This window comes from Photobacterium arenosum, from assembly GCF_014841115.1.
GTDB lineage: Bacteria > Pseudomonadota > Gammaproteobacteria > Enterobacterales > Vibrionaceae > Photobacterium > Photobacterium arenosum.
This window is the reverse complement of record NZ_JACYTP010000005.1, coordinates 98,345-123,046: the sequence shown is the minus strand read 5'-3', so window position 1 is coordinate 123,046 and position 24,702 is coordinate 98,345. Positions and strand designations below refer to the sequence as shown.

The following is a 24,702-nucleotide window of genomic DNA, read 5'->3' as shown; positions in this document are numbered from 1 at the left end:
GCTGAATAATGAAAATCACCAGATTTATACATCGTCATGCTGGGACTCACCCGGCGATTACTATGGTTCAATTTTTATTATCCCGCGCTTTCTTCTGTTTGTTCTTCTTTATTCGGTATGTTTTTTGGTCAGCATCTTGTTGCCTAGATGATTTAGTGTGATCTGAATCACTCCCTGTCTGTTTTTATAAATACAAATGAAACTGATAATTGATCTCATTACTGTTTGTGTGCATGATGTGCGCCCTGTTTAATGGGCGGAAAATGACTTTCCCAGATGAAGTTGTAAGTAGGTTGTGGTGTCGAGATGAAAAGTTGCTTGGTGGGTATCACTTTGTGCGGTATAGCGAGCCTGCTTTCGGCTTGGCTGGTATTCGCTGTTGATGTGAAGGCGAGCTCCGAACCGGCCCCGTCTTACGGCTGGCTGCGGGATGATTCCCGTCAATCGGCACAGGTACTGGCTTTTCTGCGGGACCAAAATCAGCAGACAGAGCAGGCATTACAGCAACAGGCCTCGGTGGAACAGTCATTGCTGGATGAGTGGCAGGCCCGTCAGGCCAGCGTGGCCGATCGGCCATGGCAGCTTGCCGGGTCATACAATTATCGTCTCAGCACAGCGGATCAGTCCCGGTTGTTGCTGCGTCAGGATGCCCGGACAGGTGAAGTGAGCACAGCTGTTGATCTGACACCGCGCAGCCAACAGGCGGACTACTATCAGCTCGGCAGCTGGCAGGTGAGTCCGGATCACCGTTATGTGGCCGTCACTGAAGATCGCCGGGGCGATCGTAATTACCGGCTGAGCGTTATTGAGCAGTCCAGCGGGCAGACTGTTGCAACGCTTTCAGAGTACGCCGCGACGGATCTTGTGTGGAGTGCTGACAGCCAGAGCCTGTATTTCGTCGAAAATGAAGGCGGGACTTACCGTCCGTATCAAGTGGTGCGCTGGTCGCTGCCGCAGGCACACAAAGCGATGCTGTTTCGGGAGCACAATCCGGCGTGGCTGGTATCTGTCTATGCAGCGACAGATGATCAGTATGTGATCATTCAGTCGAATAACCATGACAGCAGTGAACAGATGCTGGTGGACAGTAACAGCGGCATGCGTCTGGCTACACTGCGGCCTCGCGAATCTGGTATCGAATATTATGCCGATGTGCGCCACGCCTCCCTGTTTCTGGCCAGCAACCGTGACGGTGACCTTCGTCTTTTTCGCGCAGCATTGAACGAGGGTGATGCCACGAACTGGCAGCCATTCTGGCAGCCAGCAGCCAACCAGCACATCAAGAACTGGTTGCTGTTTCCCGAACACATAGTGCTGGAAGTAACCGAGAAGAGTACCAGTCGGGTGATCGTCCTTGATTATCAGGGCCAGAGCCTGTTTGACACCATCATCACTCCGGCAGGCGGTGTGGCCTGGCTGTCTGGTAACAGCAACCGCTATGGCCGCTCTGTGATGATCCGCAGCATGTCGCTGACCCAGCCACCGCGGTGGCTGGCGCTGGATCTTACCCGAATGCGCATTGCGACTCTGACGGAAGATCGTTATCGCGGTATAGATACGGCCGCGTATCAGACTGAACAGATTCAGGTGCGTCACGGCGGCGTTTCCGTTCCTGTGACACTGGCTTACCGTACTGACCGGATCAATGAAAAATCCCCGGTTTTTCTTTATGGCTACGGTGCTTATGGCACTCCGGTGCGTCCTTATTTCATGCCACAAATCATCAGCCTGCTGGATCGCGGAGTGATATATGCGATCGCCCATGTCAGAGGCGGTGGGTATCTTGGCCCGCAATGGTATGCGCAGGGCAAAGGGCACAGTAAACCCCACAGCTTCGACGATTATCTGGCCGTGGCGCAAGTGATCAAAGCCTACCGCCAGGGTCGCGACAGGCCCATTCTGGCTTTGGGCGGCAGTGCAGGCGGTACCCTGATCGCCGGTGCGCTGAACCGGCAGCCGGAATTGTTTGCCGGTGCCGTACTGCAGGTTCCTTTTGTTGATGTGATAGCCACCATGTCGGATCCAAGCCTGCCGCTGACCCGGCAGGAGTATGCCGAATGGGGCGACCCCCGTGATCCGGCGCAACTGGCGGTGATGAAAACATACAGCCCGAATGACAACATTTCGCCGCAGGCTTACCCGCCCATGCTGGTGACCGCCGGACTGTACGACACTCAGGTGCCTTACTGGGAACCTGCCCGCTGGGTGATGGCAATCCGCGACAACAGCCTCAGCCAGGGCCCTTATCTGCTGCAGACCGACCTGTCAGGCGGTCACCGCCAGGATGCCCGGCAGGCGATGCGGCAGCAGGCCAGAGAGTATGCCTTCCTGCTGCATCTGGCACCCACAGCAACACAGTCACCTTAAACTGTTTTGCTATTACAGCCTGTCTGGCTTCGCTGGAAGCCGGAGGGGCTGCTATTACCTGATAAAAACTTAACCGTTCATTTTAATAACAAATTTTCATAACAATTTTTTATAACAACCGGAGTGTGCAACATGCAGTTGAAGCCTGTCCCCCTGGCTTTGTGTGCCCTGTCCAGTAGCGCAGGCCTGATGAGTTTTCACAGCCTGGCCGTCCAGCAGGCGGAAGCCGAAAAAATGACGACTGTGGTAGTCACGGCGACCTGCATCGAGCAGCCGCTGTCTGAAACCAATGGCTCAGTGGCGGTGATCACCAGCGAGGATATTGCACGTGAGGGATCGACCGAGCTGTATGACGTACTGTCTCATGAACCCGGTGTCAGTGTCAGCGGTGGTGCCGGACGTCCGCAAACCATCACGATCCGTGGTATGAGCGGTAACCGGATTGCGGTGATCAAAGACGGCGTCAAAGTTGCGGACGGCTATGGGGCCAGCGATCTGAACGATGTGGCCGGCCATAACAGTTTCGATCTGGGCGATGTTAAGCAGATTGAAGTGGTCAAAGGGGCGGACTCGTCGCTGTACGGCTCCGGTGCCATTGGCGGCGTGGTGGTGCTGACCTCGAAAACAGCGAGTGATTATCTGGGCAGCGAGGATCACTATGCCGGTCTGGAAGGCGGTTATTCGGGGATCAGTGATAAGTACACTTCGACACTGACCACGGCGGCACGGCTGGGCGACACGGCGCATCTGGTGCGGGTCAGTTACTGGCAGGGCAGTGAGAGCAAAAACCATGATCAGTCGCTCTATCTCAGGAATATTGACGGCTTCAATGCGGCTCTGACCAGTGAATGGTTTTTGAATGACAGCTGGACGCTCAAGGGCAAGGCAGATTATTACCAGCAGCAGGTGAGGCGGGAGCAGGGAATACCCCCGACTCAGCCGGACGGCGGCGGCTGGCAAGCCAGCTCGTTTCTGGAAGAAGGGGAGACGAGCACCTTGTCTGTCCGCGCAGGGGCTGAATGGGAAGGGGAAGCCCTGCTGGCCGAGCAGGCCGATATCAATCTGTACTACCGCCAGACAGACACCTTGAGCGATAAAGATATTGCGATGCAGCGGACACAGGAAGGGCTGGTGTTCAAACGGCGTCAGTCTGAAAGCCGTGCATTTAATGATCATCTGATCGGCTTGTCAGCCGATTTGCAGCAGCGGGCTGCTCATGGCGAGGTTGAGCACGCCATCGCCTGGGGGATGGAGCTGGAATCTATGTTGCATGAGCGCCCGGTCAGCAAGCGGATTGCCGACTGGAGCGGGGACACGCAGCAAGACTCTGCGCCTTTTGCCTCGGCCCGAACCCACAATCTGGGGGTGTATCTGCATGATGATATTCGCTGGGGTAAATGGAACCTGGCGCCGGGCCTGCGTTTTGATTATCAGCAAATGTCGTCTGAGGTGGAGGAAACCATTGGCGGTTATCCACTGCATGATCTGAGCAGCGGTGAGCTGTCACCCAGTCTGTCGCTGGCCTACCAATGGACGCCAGCCCTGAATTCCTACCTGAGTTACAGCCATGGTTTTCTCGCGCCCTCCTATGCCAAGGCCTACGGTTTTGTCCCGCACTTGTCGAGCGATCTGGGCAATTTTGTGATCCGGCCGAATGCCGATCTGGAGGCGGAAACCAGTGACAACCTGGAACTGGGAGCCAAATACGATGACGGCCAGCTCGCTGTGTACGGCGCGGTGTTCTATTCGGTGTTCGACAATTTTATCAGCGAAAAAACCATTGGCTGGAACGAAGCCGCTAAGTACGCCGAAGTGCAGTATCAGAATCTGGACGGCGTGAAAACCTACGGTGCCGAGATGAGCGTCAGCTACTGGTTCAGCGAGCGCCTGAACCTTGTCAGCAAGCTGGGCATCGTTGACGGCGAGGATGAGCACGGCGAGCCGATCCGCACCCTGACGCCGCTGGAAGGCAACAGCATGCTGCTGTATCTGCAGGACAACTGGCAGAGCTTCGTACGGGTCAATTATGCCGGTGCGATGGACAAAGTGCCTAGCTGTCAGGATGAGCTGGGGATCAGCCAGCGCTGTGCCACCACGTCAGGCTGGATGACGTTTGATGCCGGCGCGGGATTTAATCTGACCCAGGATTTCCGCATCAATGCCTCGGTGCATAACCTGTTCGATCATCAGTACACCCGGTATCAGGACGTGGCGGGTGTGAGCGAAGCCCAAACCACCTTTTCAACTGAGCCGGGCCGCTATTTCAGCGTCAACGCCAAGTACAGCTTTTAAGGAAAGCCGCAATGAGACGATATTTTCTGACGACGGCCGCGCTGCTCTGCAGCCAGGCTCAGGCTCAGCATCTGCTCTATCCGATTGATACTGTTGCGATTCATGACAGTGATGCGGCGCTGGCGTATGTGCAGTCTCGCTATCTGCACACAGAGTCGCTGGCGCTGCGTTACACCCGCCAGAGCCTGCTGGGCAGCCATTACAATTTTGTTCAGCAAGACGCTCTGGACCGGCCCTGTGAAGGTGCGATTGTGGTGACCACAGATCAGCACGGCCAGTTGTACCGTGTTTTCAACACCTTGCTGGATGAAACGGCAAACTGCGCTCTGAACCAGCCGCTGCCACCCCGGCCGCACACCTTGCTGACGCCGCCGGAGGGCGAGAGGGTTCAGACGGCCATGACAGTGTTTGATCCGGATCCGCGCACCGCAACGGGGCGGGCGCTTGAAGCCGGCCATGCCAATGTCGATGAGGTTGTGATTCCGGCAGAAGCCTATCAAAGGGTCACAGGTGTCGAGGTGACCCGCAAGGATGGTCAGCTGTATCTGGCCAACGACAGGGTGATGGCGGTCGATATTACCGACATCACAGATCTGGCGCTCGGGCCGCAGCAGGGGCTGGTGTCAGTGGCTGATAGCGAAGGTTTTGCTTTTACTCGCCAGGACGCGGCGTTTCGGGATGTCAATGCGTTTTACCACCTGGATCATTCGCTGCAGTACCTCGAAAGCCTGGGTTTTCGCGGTGAGTTGGCCGTGTTTCACGCCCCGCTGAAAATCGATGCGCAGGGCCAGAGTACCAATAACTCCACTTACCTGACAGATGCCGGGATCCTGGCGATGGGAGTTGGTGGTGTCCCGGACAGTGAGGATGCCGACGTGGTGCTGCATGAATTCGGGCATGCCATTAACTATCAACTGGTTCCGGACTGGAAAGGCGGAGACAGCGAAGCCATAGGTGAAGGTTTTGGCGATTACTGGGCCGGAGCTTACAGCTTCTGGGGGCAGCGGGATCGCAGCGAACGCTTTGAGCTGGATGTGTTTGCCAACTGGGACGGCGCGGTCGGTGCGCTGAAATCGCGGCGCTCGCTCAATGATCAGGAAGCGCGCTATTACCCTGAAATGGAATACCGGGCGCATGTTTCTGTGTTCGGCACCCTGGGGGATCAGCTGTGGTCGACGCCTTTGTTTCAGACTCTGAAACAGGCCGAAGCCGTCTATGGCGAAGCGGCGTTTGATGAATTTAACCGCGTGGTGCTCGAAGGGATGGCCGGGATGGGCTTTGGCATGAAGATGAACGATCTGGCCCGGTCCACTGTTGACGCAGCGCAGCGCCTCTATCCGCAGAAAAGCTATGCCAGCTGGCTGGCCGGCAGATTCAGGCATCATGGCATTTTGCGCGATGCCGTGGTGCTGGATCAGGCCGCTTCGGCGCTGGCGGTGACAGACAATAATCAGACTCAGCTGTCTGTTGCTCTGGTTAACGCCAGCGAGCAGACACTGGCGGCGTTTCGTGCTGAACTGGCGATACCTGCACTGAACTGGCATCAGGTAGTTGCTGCTGATCACCTGGCTGCCGGTGCGATCAGCCGGGTCAATGAGCTGATCCGTATCCCGCAGGCGCTGCAGTGCGGGGAAAGCATTGCGCTGACGGCGGACATCAGTGTCACCGCCGATCCGGCACAACAAACGCAAAGCAGCCAGCAGCAGCTGAGTTTCAGCTATGGCGTGCCTGTCTTGTCGCAACCCCTGCAGCAACTGAATCAGGCGCTGCCGGATGCCCGTCAGATCAACGGAGGCGGTAAGATACTGCTGGGAGAAGCGCTGTTCGCGCTCAGCGTGCCTGAAGACGCCGCCAGTGTCTCTCATGATTTCGGTATTCAGCTGTCTGTTTCTCATACCCGTTTTTCCGATCTGAAGGTGGTGATCCGTACGCCTTCAGGCCGGAGTTTTTCTCTGCTGGACTACCAGGCTTATCCGCTGACGGACAAAAGCTACACCTTCACGCTCAGCAATACGCCGGCACTGGCGCAGTTGCAGGGCGAACCTATGGCGGGTAACTGGGTGCTGGAAGTGACTGACAGAGTCACGGGACAGAGCGGCCAGCTCAGATCCTGGGGAATCGGGGCAGTAACTGGGTTTGACTGCGGTGAAACCGACAGCGCAGCGAAACCGGAGGATAAACCAACCGCAGACAACACAACGCAGCCTGACAAGCCAAGTGCGTCCGGTGGTGGCTCGCTTGGGCTGTTCAGTCTGTTGTTTGGTGCTGTGATGGCGTTGCTGAGACGCCGTCAATCGAATGTCGATAATAAGTGAGAGTCAGATGAAATCTTTACAACTAGCAGCATTGCCGGTTGCGCTGACCATGGCCCTGAGCGGATGTAATGGCTCAGGTTCTGGCAGCAGCAAGGCCGATGATCAGGATTTGCCGCTTTATGACGTCAGCGGGCGCGTATCGTCGTCAAATCTTGGCCTGCCGATGACGGTGTGTGCCGATATCAACCGCGACTGGGCGTGCGGATCCGATGAACCTTCGGTCAGCTCCAATCAGTATAACTTCACCCTGACCAGCGCTGATATCCGGGTGAAAACTTCCCCTTTGCTGGTTCAGACCGGTCCGGCGGTCTCGGCCCGCTCCTCGGTATCGTCACCTCTGAGTCTGGCGGCACCGGCAGCCCGTGAGAATGCTTTCATCCTGATCAATGGAGTGACTACGCTGGTCATGGGTGAAATGCTGGCTGGCGCCAGTCTGGATGCCGCCGTTGCAGCGGTCAGCCATAAGCTCAAAGCTCTGGGGATAACCCCGCCGACGGATCTGCTGGCCAGCAGTGATGTTGTGGCTCTGGCTGAGCTGGACACTCAGATGGTGGCGCTGTTCGGGCTACTGGGTGCCGGCAGTGACGATTATGCTGCCGCGGTTGCCGGGGCAGCCAAAGGCCTGGTGACTTACGGCCCGGATCTGCTGGCCGGCACGCTGAGTGCCAGCCAGATCCAGGAAATAGTGGCGCTGGGCCGGATGTCCGGCAAAGCGCTCAATGATACCGGCATGGTGCAGCACCTCAATCTGTCGAGCGGGCAAATGTCCGATCAGCCTGACAGCGGTACACCGGGTCAGGATGCCAGCTTCGGCCTGGATGTGACTGACGGCGGTTTTAAATTCACCAAGCTGGACGAGAAGGGGCAGCCGCTGCCGCCAGACAGTGCCCGCTGGCACTGTGTCAAAGATGAGCGAACCGGGCTGATCTGGGAAGTCAAAGCCGATGACAAAACCTCGTTCCGTGACAAGCATCGTGTGTTTGCACTGGAAACCGAGACTATTACTCCCCATGCCAATGAAATTGCACTGGCTTCGTGCAGCGCAGATCATCTGGCAGCCTGTACCACGCAGGCGTACAGCGAGAAACTGAATACCTCCGGCTACTGCGGCCAAACCAGCTGGCGGTTGCCGACCATGAATGAGCAGTATGATCTGCTGGATTTCGGTGAAACGGCGACGGATGCGGCAGGCAACACCTATGGTCTGAAGGTGCGGTTCTTCAACGATCAGACTATCGGCAGCGACGATCTGCCCTATGGTTTCTACTGGTCTTCGACTCTGCTGCGGACTGATCCGGGTTACACCGCCGGCAAAGCGATTACTTACCTGACTCAGATGAGCGGTGCTGACGGTGGAACAGGACTGGGTGAGTTAACGGCATATCAGGCACTCTGTGTGCCGGGTGAAGAGTGTCTGTCACCGAATGTGATGGCCGTTCGTATGGTCGCAGAATAAGGAATCAAACCATGTTGAAAAAAATTGTTGGTGCGCTGTTGTGTACTCTGTGCTCCGCCAATGCGATGGCAGCATTTCAGTCCTGCTATCAGGATATCCCGGGCAGTGCGCCGGATATCCGCTTTAAAGAGAATGGCACTGGCACAGTGACGGATTTGCAAACCAATCTGGTTTGGCGCCGCTGCCTGCTGGGGACCCGCTGGGATCAGCAAACGCAAACCTGTGAGGGCACACCGGAAGCCTACAGCTGGAAGAAAGCTTTGTTCCAGATTGATCTTAATGAGAAAGGCGCTGTGATTGATGGCGTGTCAGGCTGGCGGATGCCCAACATCAAAGAGCTGGCCAGTCTGCGCGAAGTGGCCTGTCTGGCTCCTGCGGTGAATCTGAAGGCGTTTCCGGGACTGATCCGTACTGAAGATGAGCAGTGGGCCATGACTGCGACTGTCTGGTCGTCGACACCCCATGCGCAAAGCCAGACCATACTGACCTTTGGTATCAGCGATGGCACTGTGGTGCATTACGGCTATCAGGATTTTGAGTTCGGGGTCTTGCTGGTGAGTGATAACGCGCAGTAATTCACTCTGTGATGTCGCAAAACATCCAAACCCCACTGTAGGTGGGGTTCGGTGTGTTCAGGGCTGGCGGGTCAGGATTTTAAAGTAAACTTCTGTGTCCACTGCTCCAGTTCCTGATACAGACTGGTGAGCGAGCGGGTACTGCTATGGCTTTGATTAACCACGTCAGACAGCTGGTTGCCGTTTTCTTCAATCATATTGATGCGCGCTGAGATATCGTCACTAACCTGCGTCTGCTCGGCGGCTGCGGCGGCAATCTGATGACTCATTTCGGTAATGCTTTCCAGGGCTGCGACTATCTGGTTCAGTGCATCTGAGGCTTCCTGGGATTGCAGCACCGTGGACTGGCTGGTCTCGGCACAGGTTTCCATGGTTTGAATGGCATTGCGCGAGCCGCTTTGCAGGCGGCTGATCATTTGCTGAATTTCCTTGGTGCTGTTTTGCGTGCGACCGGCCAGATTTCGAACCTCATCGGCCACGACCGCAAAACCGCGTCCCTGCTCTCCGGCTCTGGCCGCTTCGATGGCGGCATTCAAGGCCAGCAGGTTTGTCTGCTCAGCGATATCACCGATGACCTCCAGCACTCTGGCGATACTGTTCACTTCGGTATCCAGATGAGAAACGGCCTGGCTGGCGATGCCTAATTGATCGGCCAGTCCCTGAATATTATCGACAGTAGAGAGGATCAGGTTCTGAGTGACCTGGCTTTGCTGATCGGCACGCTCGGTATTGCTGGCTGTTTCGCTGGCCGACTCGGCGACATTATTCGCTGAAGAGGCCATTTCCGTCATCGCGGTGGCTATCATGACGGTAGACTGCTGCTGGCTGTCTGTCAGGCCGGTAATAATACCGGAACGCGACGAAACCTGATCTATTTCGCTGTGCAGTGCCGACATGGATTGCTTCAGATTATTGATTAATTCCGCCAGAGACAGGCTCATGGTCTGGACGGCATAGTAGATGCTGCCCGGCTCTGCCCGGTGTGCAAAATGCGTGGTGATCTTGCCATCGGCCACGGCCTGGACTGCGGCTTGCACATCGTCGGGTTCGCCGCCCAGCAGGTTAATAATGCGTTTACTGGCAAAAATCAAGACGCTGAGAATGGTTATCGTGATGAACAGACATAAGATGAGCTTCCAGCTAGCGGCTGACCAGAAACGCTGATTGACTTCGTTGAAGCCGATGCCGGTACCTACATACCAGCCCCAGTATGGCGTCTGGCGGGCGATAGATAATTTTTCTTCAATGCTGCCGTCGGGTTGTTTCTGGGTCCAGGTATAATGAGCGAGCTTGCCCCCGCCTGTTGCCACAGCCTGCTTGAGAATGTTACCGACACTGTTACCTTTGCCGTCTTTGAAGTCATGGAAGCTGGTGCCGTGCAGCTGAGGATCCAGCGGCGCAGCAATAAACATCAGCTTGCTGTCAGCCACGTAGACATATTCATTGTCTTTATAGATATTTTTTTGCAACAGGCGGGTCGCCAGTGCTTTGGCCTGAGGCTCATCGAGAATGCCTTCCTTAGACATCTTCTCAATTTCAGTCAGGATATTGTAAGTGCTGTTAAATAACTGCGTGACTCTGGATTCATTATCCTGATTGCTGGCCATTCGCAGCGTCCACAGGCCAGTTATCATAATAAATAACAATGCGAACAGTATGATGCCGGATAGCCAATATGTTTGTGTCCTGAGTTTCATTCCCTGGTCTCTTGGTAATGCATAAGAGGCCTCCTGACATGTGGTGAGGAGGAGTTATTTTTCATCGTGAAAAAATAGTAATTCAGGTTGCCAGGCGTTCAGAGAAGGAAAGTGGCAAAACATGATCTGGCTTAAGAGGAAAAGTTTTCGCTATTTACCTTTTGAATGAATTATGGTTACTGATTGATATAACAATAGCGGGAGAGCCTGTGCCGGCGGGTATCGCAGAGCAGGAAATGGGTGGTATTGTATAGTGCATACCACCCATACTCCGGTTAGTTTAGCTGCCAGACATCGGACTGACCGGGCTGGTCTCCTTTTGTCCACCATTTAGCCGTGTAGAGCAGGCCCTGATAGATGACTTTGTCGCCAGCTACATAGGCTTTGGTTGCGATCCAGTCAGGGGCGGCCGGTATCACTTTTATATCAAGCTGGTAGGTGTGTTCCTGATTGTTCAGGAAAACCTGGTTACCAAAGAGATCCTGAGTATCAAAAGTAATGGCACCGTTAGTGTCTTGTTTGCCAACCTGCACCGTTTGCGGATAAGCCTGATTGATTGTGGTAGCCAGAGTTTCTGCCCACACAGCCTGAGACTGGTTGGCGGTAGTAATGGCTAACTGCTCTGATACGGTTTCCTGACCATTGTGGTCAAAAATACGGAACCAGGCTGACTCTCCGGGCTGTGCAGTGTCTGTTGCTTTGACATAAGCGCCCGCGCTGGTCCAGTTACCCGGTTGTCCGGTGCCTGTACCTGCAAAGCGGATATCACTACAGTTATAGAAACCTTCTCCTGCCGGGTCTACGCGCTGCCAGCGTGTGAACAGTACCGCATCTCCGGTACGATCAGTCGGCAGGGTGATCGTCATCTGGTAATACTTCAGGCCATTAATTGTAGTGGTCGGTATATTACCCACTTCTGCCACCAGATCCAGATCCGCCCAGGCGAGAGATTGCGCCGCGCTGTCAAAACCAGGCTTGCTCAGATAGAACTTCCAGAAGCTGGGGCTGTGCGGTGTTTCAGCACGGTAAAGCAGTGTCAGCTGGCCATTGTCAGTGAGATCCACCAGGGTTTTCTGCCAGTAAGGGGAAGGGAGAACGATGCCGGACTTTTTGTTATCGGCACCTGAACACAGTGAGCCATCTGGAATGGCTTGTTCGACAGCAGCCTGATTATTGTAATCTGACACCAGCCGGGCAAACTCAGGCTTTTGGATAAAAGGATACCAGCCTGATTGTAAAAAGGCGGCGCGGCAGGCGGCGTTTGGAATTGTTGAACCGTCTGTTGTATCCCAGTAGCCACCGTCACGATCGCAGATTTCCTGCCTGGCCGGTGGATAGTCCATGTATCCATGCGCGTGAGCTGTGGCTGACAGTGAGCTGATCACCGAAGTGATACCAAGGCACAGCAGCCCTTTCCTCCATGAAGCGTATTGAACTAACATTTTCTCTCCTTAAAACAAGTCGAAAAGTGCGTAATTGCATCTAAGGGTTTGGACGAAGAGTGCTCAACAGGCAATTCATGGAATGTAAATAAGGGAAGTGACTCAAAAGCTTGTATGATAATTTGCATCGCGTATTAAATACTTGGGACTAAAAGCTGGTTTCTTACACGCTGCGGCTGCTTTGACTCATTGATAGAGACCATAACAGTCATTCAGTCGGGTAAATGAAAAGCGGGCAGGGAGGTTATACAGCGCGTCCGGGCGGCTTAGTGATAGATGTATCTGCTGGTGTTAACGTGGCCGACCAGATGCGCATGGACAGGCCAGCGACAATGAATGCGCAGCATTCAGTATGTCAGTTCACAGAAGGCTAAAGGAGGAATGATTTTGTCTGTAGTGTTCACAGTGACAGATAAAGAAAAACCCCGGTCTTTCGACCAGGGCTTCTAAAGTGGCTCCCCCTGCTGGACTTAACGTGGCCGACTAGGTGCGGCCGGCCAGGCCAGCGACATTGAGCACAAAGTGCTCACCAGGTTGGAGGACATACACTGCCGTTAGCAATGTATTTAATTGGCTCCCCCTGCTGGACTTGAACCAGCGACATACGGATTAACAGTCCGCCGTTCTACCGACTGAACTAAGGGGGAATTGTATGGTGCCTCGAGGCGGAATCTACCGCGCCCGGCCAGGGACCGACACATTTTCGCAAAGCGAAAACATAATCTTACAGGCATTACCCAAGCACTTTTTAATATGGTGCCTCGAGGCGGAATCGAACCACCGACACGAGGATTTTCAATCCTCTGCTCTACCGACTGAGCTATCGAGGCAGAACAAAGATGATTAATCTTCGCTTTGCTGTTTGGCTCCCCCTGCTGGATTTAACGTGGCCGGCCAGGCCAGCGACATTGAGCACAAAGTGCTTACCAGTTTGGAGGACATACACTGCCGTTAGCAATGTATTTAATTGGCTCCCCCTGCTGGACTTGAACCAGCGACATACGGATTAACAGTCCGCCGTTCTACCGACTGAACTAAGGGGGAATTGTCTTGCTTTATAGTGTCAACAAAACACCATAATAAAATATGGTGCCTCGAGGCGGAATCTACCGCGCCCGGCCAGGGACCGACACGTTGTCGCATCGCGACAAACAGATATCGTTACTGCTTAGTAGCACCATAATTTTTAAAAATGGTGCCTCGAGGCGGAATCGAACCACCGACACGAGGATTTTCAATCCTCTGCTCTACCGACTGAGCTATCGAGGCAGGGTAAAGCATTACTGCTTTACTCTAAATAAATGGTGCCGACTACCGGAATCGAACTGGTGACCTACTGATTACAAGTCAGTTGCTCTACCTACTGAGCTAAGTCGGCACACGAATTTTGGCTCCCCCTGCTGGACTTAACGTGGCCGACTAGGTGCGGCCGGCCAGGCCAGCGACATTGAGCACATAGTGCTCACCAGTTTGGAGGATACACACTGCCGTTAAGCAATGCATTTAATTGGCTCCCCCTGCTGGACTTGAACCAGCGACATACGGATTAACAGTCCGCCGTTCTACCGACTGAACTAAGGGGGAATTGTCCTGCATTATGACGTTACCAGAACACCATAAAGAATAATGGTGCCTCGAGGCGGAATCTACCGCGCCCGGCCAGGGACCGACACGTTGTCGCATCGCGACAAACAGATATCGTTGCTGCTTAGTAGCACCATAATTTTTAATAATGGTGCCTCGAGGCGGAATCGAACCACCGACACGAGGATTTTCAATCCTCTGCTCTACCGACTGAGCTATCGAGGCAACGGAGCGCTATTAAACGGGTTTTGGCCCTCATCGTCAATACCTTTTTCCATAAAAAAGTGCGAATGTCGATTGCTTGCTCGCTTTTTGTTCGCTGAGGTTCAGGAGTCGGCGTTATTCCGGTCATTGAGCGGAAAGTTATTACTCTGTATCAGATTTTTCCGTTATGAAACTCTTTCTGGTAGCGAGTCACTTTCTCTAAATAACGACGAGCTTCTGCTTTGGGATGCTTGTTTGTTAATGCCCAATAAACCTGGTTCGGCTGCAGTTGGTTTAAATCCTGCATCGCCCGTTTACGGTTACGGTTGAACGCGCTCAACACGCCACCGGTTCCGCCATTATAGGCTGAGATCATGCTGTAGTGCAGCGACAGCGGGTTGCGGACCTCTTTCAGATAGCGGTTTTGCAACAGGTAAAAATAGGCGGTGCCGGTATCGATATTTTTCGCCGGATCAAACAGATATTGCGGGGAAGGCTGCCCGGCTTGCTTTTTTACCAGCTTAAAGACATCTGCCCCGGCGGTTTTTGGCACAACCTGCATCAGACCATAGGCATTAGCCGGGCTGACGGCATAAGGATTGAAGCTGCTTTCTGTTTTAATGATGGCGTAAATGAGATCTTCTTTAATGCCATAACGGCGAGAGGCATCGCGCACTATGTTGGCGTACTTGTAGCTTCGCTTACTGACGTGGTCAGCCACCATGGGAATATCGACGTAGTACGCCTGCTGAAAGCGAACCTGCTTCTTCTTGAGCTTGTTGTTGACTAAATATTCGGCATAACGTTTAGCCCGCCAGGACCATTCAATGGACTTTCCATCCTGATCCAGAACCTGACCGAGTAAGAACGGGCTGCCGCTCAGGGCGAAATCCTGAGCAGAATACAGATCAACCTCAGCGGGATCAGAGGGAGTGAGCAGTGTGGTTGCGATCGCATTGATCAGATGCTGCTTGGGATTGGTGGTCGCTACCGTTTCAATGGTCACTACCCCTTTATCGAAGTCGACATGGGCCCGGCTCTGGTAGCCATCGGTATATTTAACGTAGTGGTGCTTACTGGCAATCAGGACGTTGTCATCCCCCCAGCGCTGCTTCACCTGGCCGCTGAAACTGTGGATCAGACGATCAAGGGCCGCGGTATCTTTGGTAAATTGTCCGGGTAATGGCGCCAGATTTTTCGCAAACCGGTTGGTCGGTGCGTAATTAACACCGTAGATATTTTCAACCACTTCACGGCTGCAACCACTCAGGCTTAGTGCCACTGTGGCAATAAGGAGTGTTTTTTTCATGTTATTCATATAAAAAATGACATCACTTGCTTTTGGCAAATAATGTCATTTTATTGTTGTTCACGGTACGTTTTTCAGGCATTGGCGCCTGAGAACGTGACATTCGTGCACATGAAACTTGCGTTCAGTGTTACTCGCTCGGTGGCGTATAGCCGTCGATGACAACATCCTGACCTTCGAACAGGAATTTCACCATTTCTGCTTCCAGAAGCTTGCGGTGCTCCGGATCCATCATGTTGAGTTTCTTTTCGTTGATCAGCATGGTCTGTTTGCTTTGCCATTCAGCCCAGGCTTCTTTAGAGATGTTATCGAAAATACGTTTACCCAGTTCACCTGGATACAGTTGGAAATCCAGACCTTCAGCGTCTTTCTTCAGTCGGGCACAAAATACAGTACGGCTCATGGGATCCTCAGTTATCTTATTTGCCAGCTATCAAAACTGGTCACTGGTTTCTTACCACTAGTTTCTCGGTTATACCGTCACGATTCAAGCTCGTAACGCAGGCTTTCCAGAATTTGTACCACGGGGGCGGCTAATCCTACCTGTGGTGGATTGAGCAGGTTATACCATTGCCCGTGGTGACTTTCGTTGATCATGGATGGTAATTGAGTGAGCTGGTATCGCAGCGGCACTATGTCGAGGTGATAGTGACTGAAGGTATGGCGGAAAGCGTTGAGGTGCTCAGCCTTCAGTTCGTCAGATGCCGATGCGCCAAGGCGCTGGGTGAGCAGTGGCTGGATATTTTCGCTGTCGTGTTGCGGGAAGCACCATAATCCGCCCCAGATGCCGACAGGAGGCCGCTGTTCCAGCCAGACTTCACTGCCATGCTGAAAAATGGCAAACCAGGTCTGCTTTTCCGGCAGGGTTTTTCTGGGCTTCTTACCCGGAAAATCGGCTTGACGGCTTTGTGCTTTCGCCTGGCATATCTCGGTCACCGGGCAGAGTTCGCACTTGGGTTTGCTGCGGGTACATATCATGGCCCCCATATCCATCATGGCTTGGTTGTAGCGCTCTACGCCCTCAGCCGGGGTGTTCTTCTCGGCGATTGCCCATAAGGCGTTTTCCACCGGCTTTTTCCCCGGCCAGCCTTCTATGGCATAACAACGGGCCAGCGTCCGCTTAACGTTGCCGTCTAAAATCGGGTGATGCTGTTTGAGTGACAAAGAAAGCACGGCCCCTGCTGTGGAACGGCCCACGCCTGGCAAGGCCATTACCTGTTCAATATTTTCCGGGAATTTACCATTGTGTTCAGACACAATCTGCTTTGCGGCTTTGTGCAGGTTTCGGGCGCGGGCGTAATAACCCAGACCCGTCCACAGGTGCAGAACTTCGTCCTGATCGGCTTCAGCGAGATCACTGACGGTAGGGAAGCGCGCCATGAAACGTTCAAAGTAGGGAATGACAGTGGCGACTTGGGTCTGTTGCAGCATGATTTCAGACAACCAGACTTTATAGGGCGTTTTATCGTGCTGCCAGGGCAGGGTTTTGCGGCCATATTTGTCGTACCAGACCAGAATGGCGTCAGAAAAACTAGTGCTCACAGGGGATTGCTCACTTTATTATAGAGTTGGTGCAGGCAAGTTTGCGTCTGCGGTGCTGATTGCAACACAAAGCGCTGTCGGCTTCAATCTGTCAGGGCACTTGCACTCAGCCGTGAACTTTGGATAATGCCGGATCCATTAGTGCCAAACACTTCAAATTTTAGGTAAGGACCCATGAGCCAAGAATCCAGAACAAATGCTGACGTCACCCTGACTGAATACACAGAAGACGGTAAGCTGGTACGCAAGATCCGCAGCTTTGTGCGTCGTGAAGGTCGTTTAACCAAGGGCCAGCAACTGGCGCTGGAAAATAACTGGGCGAACATGGGGATCGATTTCGACAAGCAACCACTGAACTGGACTGAGGTTTATGGCCGAGAAGGCCATGTGGTGCTGGAAATTGGCTTTGGTATGGGGGCCTCTCTGGTTGAGATGGCAAAAAATGCGCCGGAGAAAAACTTCATCGGTATTGAAGTGCACAGCCCTGGCGTCGGCGCCTGTCTGATGGCCGCGGAAGCGGAAAGCCTGACGAATCTGCGTGTGATGTGTCATGACGCCGTTGAAGTGTTTGAGCATATGATCCCGGATGGCAGCCTGGATACAGTACAGTTGTTCTTCCCTGATCCGTGGCACAAAGCCCGTCACCATAAGCGCCGTATTGTGCAGCCTGCTTTTGTGGAAATGGTGCGTAAAAAGCTGAAAATCGGTGGTATTTTCCATATGGCAACAGACTGGGAAAATTACGCCGAACATATGGTGGATGTAATGAAAGCGGCGCCTGGCTATGAGAATACCGCGCAGGATGGCGATTATATCCCCCGACCTGAGGAGCGTCCGCTGACTAAGTTTGAGGCCCGCGGGCATCGACTGGGTCACGGTGTGTGGGATATGAAGTTCGCGCGAACAGAATAATGTGCTATGGTTCAAAGCCATTCAGGGGCAACATAGAGTAAGATGTTGACCTGAAAACATTATTAGCCTGAAAAGCCAGCCTCTGAGTTGGCTTTTTTGTCCTCTGGAGACAGTGAATGAAGCCAAATAAGCAGTTGCTGAATGACATTCTGGATGAAGTCAGACCCTTAATCGGCCAGGGCAAAGTCGCCGACTATATCCCTGCGCTGGCACAGGTTCCTGCCAACAGGCTTGGCATCGCAGTTTGCTATAACGACGGTGAAATTATTCAGGCCGGCGACAGCGAAGAAGGCTTCTCAATCCAGTCGATCTCCAAAGTGCTGAGCCTGACTCTGGCCATGACACTGTATGAGGCGGATGAAATCTGGTCCCGGGTCGGGAAAGAGCCGTCGGGACATGCGTTTAATTCGATGATCCAGCTGGAACTGGAGCAGGGGATTCCGCGTAATCCTTTCATTAATGCCGGTGCGCTGGTGGTGTCGGATCTGCTGCACAGCCGTCTGTCGGCGCCGCAGTACCGGATGCTGGAGCTGGTGCGCAGTCTGGCGTGTAACCCGGATGTTGCCTACGACAAAGACGTGGCCGCATCGGAAATGCAGCACAGTGATCGCAATGCGGCAATTGCCTATCTGATGCGGGCATTCGGTAATTTCAACAACGACGTTGTGCCTGTACTGGGCAATTATTTCGGCTACTGTGCGCTCAAAATGAGCTGTGTTGATCTGGCCCGGACCTTCAGCTATCTGGCTAACAAAGGCATGCCTCTGGGCACAGACACCCCGCTGATTTCGCCCACGCAAAGCAAACAAATCAATGCGCTGCTGGCAACCTGCGGTCTGTATGATGGTGCCGGTGAGTTTGCCTATCGTGTCGGCATGCCGGGTAAATCTGGAGTCGGAGGCGGTATTGTCGCTATTGTGCCGGGGGAAATGTCAATTGCGGTCTGGTCGCCCGAGTTGGATGTATCGGGCAATTCAGTGGCCGGCACCGCCGCACTGGAGCTGCTGGCTGAGCGGATTGGCCGCTCTATTTTCTGACCTTACCCTATCTTCTGTGTCTGCAAGTGACAATCGCTGGCAGCAGGCTGCCAGCGAACAATAAGCCTGTTACTTGTCTTCCTCGACAAAAGCGGCCAGTAAATCATTCAAAAAGAGTTTTCCCTGTTCGGTGATTTGCCAGCTGTCGCCTTGATCCAGCAGGTATTGCTTGTCCAGAGCCCAGCTGATCGGCTGGCGAATACTGTCCAGCGACAGGCCGGTCCGCTCAACATAGTCCTGCTTCGGACAGGCTTCCAGCAACCTGAAGCGGTTCATGAAAAACTCAAACGGACGCTCTTCATCACTCACCTGGGTTTCCTGATCCAAATAGGCTTTCTGACGATTAAGGTAACCGCGCGGGTGTTTGACTTTCACGGTACGGGTGATGCGGCCGTCAGCAAAGCTCACCTTGCCGTGGGCACCGCAGCCAATGCCAAGGTAATCACCAAAACGCCAGTAATTGAGGTTGTGCTGGCACTGCATGCCGGGCTTGCTGTAACCGGAAATCTCATACTGCTGATAACCGGCCTCGGCCAGCAGTACATGGCCCTGTTCGAAAATATCCCACAGATCATCGTCATCCGGCAGGGTTGGTGGCTTGGAATAAAACAGTGTATTGGGCTCAATAGTCAGCTGATACCAGGACAGATGCGGCGGGTTCAAGGCGATTGCTTGCCTGAGGTCCGACATGGCATCTTCAACGGATTGATCCGGCAGGCCATGCATCAGATCCAGATTGAAGCTGTTCAGCCCGGCTTCTTCGGCCAGTGCGGCAGCGCGCACAGCTTCACCTTTGCCGTGAATCCGGCCTAAGCGTTTGAGTTTGTCATCCTGAAAACTCTGCACACCGATGGAAATCCGGTTGACGCCCACCTCGCGGTAGGCCTGAAACCGGCCGGCTTCCACTGTGCCGGGATTGGCTTCCATGGTGATTTCAATCTTGTCACTGAACGGGATTTTGGCTTCAATGCCTGCCAGTAGCCGTCCGATCTCCGGCGCGGAAATCAGGCTCGGGGTGCCGCCACCGATAAAAATGGAGTGCAGAGCCCGGCTGCCATCGGCCAGCTGATAGCGATCAAGATCGATAGCCAGATCCTCAAGCAGAGCGTCGATGTAATCCAGCTCGGGGATATCGTGCTTCAGTGCATGGGAGTTGAAATCGCAGTAGGGACATTTCTGGACACACCAGGGAATGTGTACATACAGGCTCAGTGGTGGCGGTACTAACATCAGGCGTCCTTCAGGGCAGCAAAGAGGTGTTGCAAGGCTTTGCCGCGGTGTGACAATTGCTTTTTACGTTCAGGGGACAGCTCGGCTGAGGCGCAGTCGGCTTCCGGTACCCAGAAAACAGGATCATAGCCAAAGCCATTATCGCCTCTGGCCTGGCGGAGAATACGTCCTTCCCATTTTCCGTGGCAAACCAGAGGTGTCGGGTCATCGGCATGGCGCATCATGACAAGTACACAGTGGAAGCGGGCTGTGCGCTCTGCCTCCGGCACTTCTTGCATGGCATCCAGCAACTTTTCCAGATTCGCCTGATCGCTGGCGCCTGCTCCGGCATAACGGGCAGAGTAAATACCGGGTGCGCCTTTGAGGGCATCCACTTCCAGACCGGAATCATCAGCAATCGCGGGCAGGCCGGTTTCTCTGGCGGCGTGACGCGCTTTGATAATGGCATTTTCTATAAATGTCGTGCCGGTTTCGGCGACATCAGAGACGTCAAGATCCGTCTGGGCGATGACCTCGAAACCGAAATCGGCAAGCAGGTTGGCCATTTCACCGACTTTACCCTGGTTGCCGGTCGCAAGTACTAATTTGCTCATGAAGACTCCTGGTCTGTAAGGCTGGGGGCGCTATGATACCCACAGCCAGAGCAAATGCCAAAGACAGAAAAGAAGAGTGCTGCCCTCTTTTTCGCTGGAGTGGCTTATTCCGCGAAATAGGTCTGTTCGAACTGAATATTACCGCTGGTGGACTGGCGGGAGACATCAATATTAAAACGGAAGCGTTCTTCATTGGCATGGCTCAGCTCGGCAATGTAGTAAATAGCATCGCCTTCGCGCACTTCACGGAAAGTGAGGTTTTTCTCATTGCCGACCAGATTGCGCGCCGTCCCTTTCACCTGTGCTGCCACCGCGGGTTTACCTTCGGTGCTGGTATCCAGCACTGTGACATTGATCAGGGCCGAATAACGGCTGCGCTGAATGCGGTAGTTTTTAGCGATATCCGCCGTCAGGAAGGTAGACGGAAAGGTTGAATAGTGAACTTCCAGCTCGCCGATGTTTTTAAGTTGTTCTGCCTGTGCTGGCAGGGCAAAACCTATGGTTGCAATAATAGCAATCAGTAACTGTTTCATGGTGTCGTCCTTCTGTCCTGTCGAAGTATGTCACACAGAGTAAGACCTTACATTCAAAAGGGATATACAGTAATTGTTTAAAGTATAGAGTGGTCCGCGGACGGCGTCTTTGCGGGTATCAGAATTACAGCAAGGCGCTGACGAGCGGGGGTATGACTTGTGGTGCTTGTATCCGGACGAGTTTATGCCGGCCCGTTTCTCCTTTTTCTATGATGATTTGTCCTTTGGCTACTCTGAATTGCTTGGCCAGAAACTTGACCAGGTGGCCGTTCGCTTTGCCGTCAACCGGCGGAGCCGTGATGGCGATTTTGATCTCGTTACCATGAAGGCCGACAAACTGATCCCGGCTGGCCTTGGGTTGTACATAAAAGCGGATCATCAGATCCGCTTTATCGATACAGACAGGTGTCAGGCTCACAGCTGGAACCAGATAGGGCCAATCAGATCGCCCATCAGGATATTGGCGAAGTGCAGGCCAACAAAAAGCACCAGCACGCTCAGATCCAGGCCGCCAATGGCCGGAATGATGCGGCGGATTGGCGCTGTCATCGGCTCGGTCAGCTGATGCATCACGTATTCGATCGGGCTGCGTCCCTGGCTGACCCAGCTCAGGATGGCGCGGATCAGCAGCACCCAGAACAGCAGGCCACCGGCCGCTTTAAGCAAGGATAATCCGGCTATCCAGAACAGATCCGGGCTGAATGCCATTCCGCCATTGGTCAGCACTAATTGCAGCGCGATAAACTTTCCTACCGTGAGCAGGTAGGCAAATAGCACTGTGGCCAGATCAAGCGAGCCGATTGAAGGGATAACACGACGCAGCGGGCCGAGGACAGGCTGGGTGACTTTCACCACAAACTGGGAGAAGGGATTATAGAAATCCGCTTTGGCCCATTGCAGCCACAGTCGCAGCAGCACCACCATGATATAGAGGTCAAAGAGGGTGCTGACTAAAAAAGCAATAGCATTCATATTGTTACCTTAAAATAATTTTTCCATTTCCTGTGCGCGGCTGACAGCGGCCTGCATGGCTTTGGCTACGATATCACTAAGTTGCGCTTCATTAAATGTGCGGATTGCCTCTGCTGTGGTTCCGCCTTTTGAAGTGACCTGTTCACGCAGGGTTGACAGCTCTGTGTCCGGGCTGGCGATCACCATGCCGGCTGCGCCCAGTGCGGCCTGCTGAACCAGTTCACGCGCGGTCTCTTTGTCAAAGCCCTGACGAATCGCTTCGTTCTGCATGGCTTCCATGAACAGAAAGAAGTAAGCAGGGGCACTGCCGGCAGCGGCAATCACACCATTGATCCCTGACTCTTCTGATACCCAGCAGGTTTTGCCTACCGCCGCCATCAGGCTGTCAGAGAAATTACGATCCTGGCTGCTGACACTGGCATTGGCGTACATACCGCTCATCCCTTTACCAATCAGCGAAGGGGTATTGGGCATCACCCGCACCAGGCTGACTTTGGCTGCCAGCATGGCCTGCAGGCGCGCTACTGAGATCCCTGCTGCGATGGAGATCACCAGTTTGCCGTCAAAATCGATGGCTTGCAGCGGCTCACACACACTGGCCATTAACTGAGGTTTGACCGCCAGTACGATGACCTCGGCTTGCTGGGCGGCGCGCAGGTTATCGCTGTCGGTATGAATACCGTACTCACGAGCCAATGGTTCACGGCGTTCGGCACTGGGCGCAGTGGCGGTGATTTTATCTGCCGGATAACCGCTGGCAACCAGGCCGGCGATGATGGAGCGGGCCATGTTGCCAGCGCCGATAAAAGCGATTGAACGTTGTTCCATGAGAAATCCTTCTAAACGTAATGAGCGCCTGATGCTTCAAGCGAATTTAACTGTAATCCCTGGCGCCAAAGATAGCGGTCCCGATACGCACCATAGTGCTGCCTGCGGCCACGGCTGCTTCCATGTCGCCGCTCATGCCCATCGACAGGGTATCCAATCTGGTGTGGGGCAGGCGTTGCTGCAAAGTGTCTCTGGCCTTTGCCAGTGCGGAAAAGGCGCTGAGCTGACTGGTATAATCGTCAGCTTTTTCCGGAATAGACATCAGCCCGCGCAGCTCTATATTGGGCAAGGCGGCCACTTCAGCCGCCAGCTCTGCCAGCTCATCAAAGTCGACCCCCGATTTGGACGCTTCGCCACTGGTGTTGACCTGAAGCAGTATTTTCAGCGGCGGCAGTGTTGCCGGACGCTGCTCGCTGAGCCGGCGGGCAATTTTGAGCCTGTCGACCGAATGCACCCAGTCGAAATGTTCGGCTATCGGGCGCGTTTTGTTGGACTGGACAGGGCCGATAAAATGCCAGACTAATTGTTGGTCAGACTGAGAAAAATGCTGAATTTTCTCAACGCCTTCCTGAACATAGTTTTCGCCAAAGGCCTGTTGTCCCGCTGCAATGGCTTCAGCAATAGCGCTGACCGGTTTGGTTTTACTGACCGCCAGCAGTTGCACTGAATCTGTATCGCGGCCGCATTTTTCGCAGGCCTGCCGGATCTCGCGGGTGACCTGTGTAATATTTTGTTTGATACTACTCATAATTGATTCTTTAGGGAAAATGTATGGATATCACCGAACTACTGGACTTTAGTGTAAAGCATAACGCCTCCGATCTGCACCTTTCCGCTGGGGTATCGCCAATGATTCGGGTAGACGGTGATGTCAGGCCGCTCAGCATCCCGCCTCTGAGCCATGAAGAGGCGAACCGGCTGATCACCGACATTATGAATGACGGTCAGCGGCGTGAATATGAAGAAAGGCTGGAAGTGGATTTTTCTTTTGTCTTGCCCGATGTCGGCCGGTTTCGTGTCAATGCGTTCCAGCAGTCCCGGGGTTGTGCCGCGGTGTTCCGTACCATTCCCCAGTCTGTGCCCTCGCTGGAAACCTTGCAGGTGCCTGAGGTGTTTTATCAGGTTGCCCAGAGCCAGCGTGGCCTGGTGCTGGTAACAGGGGCAACAGGTTCAGGCAAGTCGACCACCATTGCCGCTATGGTTGATCATATTAACACCCACACCCATCGCCATATTCTGACCATTGAGGATCCGGTGGAGTTTGTTCATCAAAGTAAACGCTGCCTGATCAATCAGCGCGAAGTGCACCGTGATACCCACAGCTTTCAGAATGCGCTGCGCTCAGCGTTGCGTGAAGATCCCGATGTGATCATGGTCGGTGAATTGCGCGATCAGGAAACCATACGTTTAGCGCTGACGGCGGCCGAAACCGGCCATCTGGTACTGGGAACTCTGCACACCAGCTCGGCGGCCAAGGCGATTGACAGGATTATTGATGTCTTCCCCGGTAACGATAAAGCCATGGTGCGTTCCATGCTGTCGGAATCACTGCGGGCGGTGATCGCACAGACTCTGCTGAAATGCCCTGGCGGTGGCAGGATGGCGGCCCATGAAATCATGCTGGCAACCCCGGCGATCCGAAACCTGATCCGGGAAGATAAAGTGGCCCAGATGTATTCCATGATCCAGACCGGGGCCGGTTTGGGGATGCAAACGATGGAGCAGGCTGTTAACCGCTTAATGGCCCAAGGGTTGATTGAACCAGAGGAAGCCGCCCGGGTGGTTGAGCGAAATCAGGGATTATGAGGCAGGAA

At 53.9% G+C, this 24,702-nt stretch carries 20 protein-coding genes and 7 tRNA genes; 8 read left to right on the top strand and 19 right to left on the bottom strand.

Translation table 11 applies throughout. From position 1 onward, the window contains the following. Nucleotides 1-306 precede the first annotated feature (306 nt). The 5 genes from IFO68_RS10095 (at nt 307) to IFO68_RS10075 (ending at nt 9,005) form a co-directional block, all read left to right on the top strand. The gene (locus tag IFO68_RS10095; RefSeq protein WP_192015778.1) at nt 307-2,367 is read left to right on the top strand and encodes a prolyl oligopeptidase family serine peptidase; all 2,061 of its coding nucleotides are present in this window, start codon (nt 307-309) and stop codon (nt 2,365-2,367) included. A 132-nt stretch (nt 2,368-2,499) separates the two neighbouring features. After that, the gene (locus IFO68_RS10090; protein WP_192015777.1) at nt 2,500-4,659 is read left to right on the top strand and encodes a TonB-dependent hemoglobin/transferrin/lactoferrin family receptor; all 2,160 of its coding nucleotides are present in this window, start codon (nt 2,500-2,502) and stop codon (nt 4,657-4,659) included. An 11-nt stretch (nt 4,660-4,670) separates the two neighbouring features. After that, nucleotides 4,671-6,974 carry a proprotein convertase P-domain-containing protein gene (locus IFO68_RS10085; protein ID WP_192015776.1) on the top strand — a complete coding sequence of 768 codons (2,304 nt, stop codon included), beginning with the start codon at nt 4,671-4,673 and terminating at the stop codon, nt 6,972-6,974. A 7-nt stretch (nt 6,975-6,981) separates the two neighbouring features. Continuing rightward, complete coding sequence (locus tag IFO68_RS10080; protein WP_192015775.1) at nt 6,982-8,430, top strand: Lcl C-terminal domain-containing protein; 1,449 nt, start codon at nt 6,982-6,984, stop codon at nt 8,428-8,430. Between the two features lie 11 nt (nt 8,431-8,441). Then, a complete protein-coding gene (locus tag IFO68_RS10075) occupies nt 8,442-9,005 on the top strand; it encodes an Lcl C-terminal domain-containing protein (protein WP_192015774.1) in 564 nt (187 codons plus the stop codon). Nucleotides 9,006-9,076: 71 nt separating this feature from the next. Here IFO68_RS10075 and IFO68_RS10070 read toward each other — a convergent pair whose 3' ends face one another. The 12 genes from IFO68_RS10070 to mutY form a co-directional block, all read right to left on the bottom strand. After that, a complete protein-coding gene (locus IFO68_RS10070; protein ID WP_192015773.1) occupies nt 9,077-10,702 on the bottom strand; it encodes a methyl-accepting chemotaxis protein in 1,626 nt (541 codons plus the stop codon). A gap of 275 nt (nt 10,703-10,977) precedes the next feature. Then, on the bottom strand, nt 10,978-12,144 hold the full coding sequence (locus IFO68_RS10065; protein WP_192015772.1) for a lytic polysaccharide monooxygenase: 1,167 nt from the start codon (nt 12,142-12,144) through the stop codon (nt 10,978-10,980). A gap of 571 nt (nt 12,145-12,715) precedes the next feature. Beyond that, nucleotides 12,716-12,791 (bottom strand) — tRNA-Asn (locus IFO68_RS10060). 107 nt (nt 12,792-12,898) lie between these two features. Further along, nucleotides 12,899-12,974, bottom strand: a tRNA-Phe gene (locus tag IFO68_RS10055). Nucleotides 12,975-13,112: 138 nt separating this feature from the next. After that, nucleotides 13,113-13,188 (bottom strand) — tRNA-Asn (locus IFO68_RS10050). A 149-nt stretch (nt 13,189-13,337) separates the two neighbouring features. Next, nucleotides 13,338-13,413 (bottom strand) — tRNA-Phe (locus tag IFO68_RS10045). A 33-nt stretch (nt 13,414-13,446) separates the two neighbouring features. Then, nucleotides 13,447-13,522, bottom strand: a tRNA-Thr gene (locus IFO68_RS10040). Between the two features lie 130 nt (nt 13,523-13,652). Beyond that, nucleotides 13,653-13,728: transfer RNA gene (locus tag IFO68_RS10035), tRNA-Asn, on the bottom strand. A 149-nt stretch (nt 13,729-13,877) separates the two neighbouring features. After that, nucleotides 13,878-13,953, bottom strand: a tRNA-Phe gene (locus IFO68_RS10030). Nucleotides 13,954-14,104: 151 nt separating this feature from the next. Continuing rightward, nucleotides 14,105-15,241, bottom strand: a complete 1,137-nt coding sequence (mltC, locus tag IFO68_RS10025) for a membrane-bound lytic murein transglycosylase MltC (protein WP_192015771.1) — start codon at nt 15,239-15,241, stop codon at nt 14,105-14,107. Nucleotides 15,242-15,371: 130 nt separating this feature from the next. Further along, on the bottom strand, nt 15,372-15,644 hold the full coding sequence (locus IFO68_RS10020; RefSeq protein ID WP_027253620.1) for an oxidative damage protection protein: 273 nt from the start codon (nt 15,642-15,644) through the stop codon (nt 15,372-15,374). A 77-nt stretch (nt 15,645-15,721) separates the two neighbouring features. Then, entirely contained in the window at nt 15,722-16,783 is a 1,062-nt protein-coding gene (gene mutY / locus IFO68_RS10015; RefSeq protein WP_192015770.1) for an A/G-specific adenine glycosylase, read from the bottom strand. 174 nt (nt 16,784-16,957) lie between these two features. Here mutY and trmB point away from each other — a divergent pair, with 174 nt between their 5' ends. Together trmB and glsB are read left to right on the top strand one after the other, a co-directional pair. After that, the gene (gene trmB / locus IFO68_RS10010) at nt 16,958-17,695 is read left to right on the top strand and encodes a tRNA (guanosine(46)-N7)-methyltransferase TrmB (RefSeq protein WP_192015769.1); all 738 of its coding nucleotides are present in this window, start codon (nt 16,958-16,960) and stop codon (nt 17,693-17,695) included. A gap of 116 nt (nt 17,696-17,811) precedes the next feature. Next, nucleotides 17,812-18,732, top strand: a complete 921-nt coding sequence (gene glsB / locus IFO68_RS10005; protein WP_192015768.1) for a glutaminase B — start codon at nt 17,812-17,814, stop codon at nt 18,730-18,732. Nucleotides 18,733-18,801: 69 nt separating this feature from the next. Here glsB and hemW read toward each other — a convergent pair whose 3' ends face one another. The 7 genes from hemW to IFO68_RS09970 all read right to left on the bottom strand — a co-directional run bounded on the left by hemW (nt 18,802) and on the right by IFO68_RS09970 (nt 23,636). Next, entirely contained in the window at nt 18,802-19,962 is a 1,161-nt protein-coding gene (hemW, locus tag IFO68_RS10000) for a radical SAM family heme chaperone HemW (protein WP_192015767.1), read from the bottom strand. Continuing rightward, nucleotides 19,962-20,555, bottom strand: a complete 594-nt coding sequence (locus IFO68_RS09995; protein ID WP_192015766.1) for an XTP/dITP diphosphatase — start codon at nt 20,553-20,555, stop codon at nt 19,962-19,964. Before IFO68_RS09995 ends, hemW begins: the two co-directional genes overlap by 1 nt. Nucleotides 20,556-20,659: 104 nt before the next feature. Further along, nucleotides 20,660-21,088 (bottom strand): DUF4426 domain-containing protein, encoded by a 429-nt coding sequence (locus IFO68_RS09990; RefSeq protein ID WP_192015765.1) that lies wholly within the window; start codon nt 21,086-21,088, stop codon nt 20,660-20,662. Nucleotides 21,089-21,212: 124 nt separating this feature from the next. After that, nucleotides 21,213-21,500 (bottom strand): DUF167 family protein YggU, encoded by a 288-nt coding sequence (yggU, locus tag IFO68_RS09985; RefSeq protein WP_192015903.1) that lies wholly within the window; start codon nt 21,498-21,500, stop codon nt 21,213-21,215. Nucleotides 21,501-21,502: 2 nt separating this feature from the next. Then, nucleotides 21,503-22,060: a YggT family protein gene (locus IFO68_RS09980; RefSeq protein ID WP_192015764.1), complete on the bottom strand. Its 558-nt coding sequence runs from the start codon at nt 22,058-22,060 to the stop codon at nt 21,503-21,505. A gap of 9 nt (nt 22,061-22,069) precedes the next feature. Next, nucleotides 22,070-22,888, bottom strand: a complete 819-nt coding sequence (gene proC / locus IFO68_RS09975) for a pyrroline-5-carboxylate reductase (protein ID WP_192015763.1) — start codon at nt 22,886-22,888, stop codon at nt 22,070-22,072. A 46-nt stretch (nt 22,889-22,934) separates the two neighbouring features. Next, nucleotides 22,935-23,636, bottom strand: a complete 702-nt coding sequence (locus tag IFO68_RS09970; RefSeq protein ID WP_192015762.1) for a YggS family pyridoxal phosphate-dependent enzyme — start codon at nt 23,634-23,636, stop codon at nt 22,935-22,937. Nucleotides 23,637-23,659: 23 nt separating this feature from the next. On the opposite strand from IFO68_RS09970, the gene IFO68_RS09965 reads away from it, so the two are divergent. Beyond that, nucleotides 23,660-24,694 carry a type IV pilus twitching motility protein PilT gene (locus IFO68_RS09965; RefSeq protein ID WP_192015761.1) on the top strand — a complete coding sequence of 345 codons (1,035 nt, stop codon included), beginning with the start codon at nt 23,660-23,662 and terminating at the stop codon, nt 24,692-24,694. Nucleotides 24,695-24,702 lie beyond the last annotated feature (8 nt).

Excerpts from the sequence above, each read along its gene's own strand:
- glsB (WP_192015768.1), top strand. The coding sequence starts at position 17,812 with ATGAAGCCAAATAAGCAGTTGCTGAATGACATTCTGGATGAAGTCAGA.
- hemW (WP_192015767.1), bottom strand. The coding sequence starts at position 19,962 with ATGTTAGTACCGCCACCACTGAGCCTGTATGTACACATTCCCTGGTGT.
- IFO68_RS10020 (WP_027253620.1), bottom strand. The coding sequence starts at position 15,644 with ATGAGCCGTACTGTATTTTGTGCCCGACTGAAGAAAGACGCTGAAGGT.
- IFO68_RS10095 (WP_192015778.1), top strand. The coding sequence starts at position 307 with ATGAAAAGTTGCTTGGTGGGTATCACTTTGTGCGGTATAGCGAGCCTG.
- IFO68_RS10065 (WP_192015772.1), bottom strand. The coding sequence starts at position 12,144 with ATGTTAGTTCAATACGCTTCATGGAGGAAAGGGCTGCTGTGCCTTGGT.
- IFO68_RS10070 (WP_192015773.1), bottom strand. The coding sequence starts at position 10,702 with ATGAAACTCAGGACACAAACATATTGGCTATCCGGCATCATACTGTTC.
- IFO68_RS10080 (WP_192015775.1), top strand. The coding sequence starts at position 6,982 with ATGAAATCTTTACAACTAGCAGCATTGCCGGTTGCGCTGACCATGGCC.
- IFO68_RS09970 (WP_192015762.1), bottom strand. The coding sequence starts at position 23,636 with ATGAGTAGTATCAAACAAAATATTACACAGGTCACCCGCGAGATCCGG.
- IFO68_RS09995 (WP_192015766.1), bottom strand. The coding sequence starts at position 20,555 with ATGAGCAAATTAGTACTTGCGACCGGCAACCAGGGTAAAGTCGGTGAA.
- proC (WP_192015763.1), bottom strand. The coding sequence starts at position 22,888 with ATGGAACAACGTTCAATCGCTTTTATCGGCGCTGGCAACATGGCCCGC.
- IFO68_RS10090 (WP_192015777.1), top strand. The coding sequence starts at position 2,500 with ATGCAGTTGAAGCCTGTCCCCCTGGCTTTGTGTGCCCTGTCCAGTAGC.
- IFO68_RS09990 (WP_192015765.1), bottom strand. The coding sequence starts at position 21,088 with ATGAAACAGTTACTGATTGCTATTATTGCAACCATAGGTTTTGCCCTG.
- IFO68_RS10075 (WP_192015774.1), top strand. The coding sequence starts at position 8,442 with ATGTTGAAAAAAATTGTTGGTGCGCTGTTGTGTACTCTGTGCTCCGCC.
- IFO68_RS10085 (WP_192015776.1), top strand. The coding sequence starts at position 4,671 with ATGAGACGATATTTTCTGACGACGGCCGCGCTGCTCTGCAGCCAGGCT.
- mltC (WP_192015771.1), bottom strand. The coding sequence starts at position 15,241 with ATGAAAAAAACACTCCTTATTGCCACAGTGGCACTAAGCCTGAGTGGT.
- trmB (WP_192015769.1), top strand. The coding sequence starts at position 16,958 with ATGAGCCAAGAATCCAGAACAAATGCTGACGTCACCCTGACTGAATAC.
- IFO68_RS09980 (WP_192015764.1), bottom strand. The coding sequence starts at position 22,060 with ATGAATGCTATTGCTTTTTTAGTCAGCACCCTCTTTGACCTCTATATC.
- IFO68_RS09965 (WP_192015761.1), top strand. The coding sequence starts at position 23,660 with ATGGATATCACCGAACTACTGGACTTTAGTGTAAAGCATAACGCCTCC.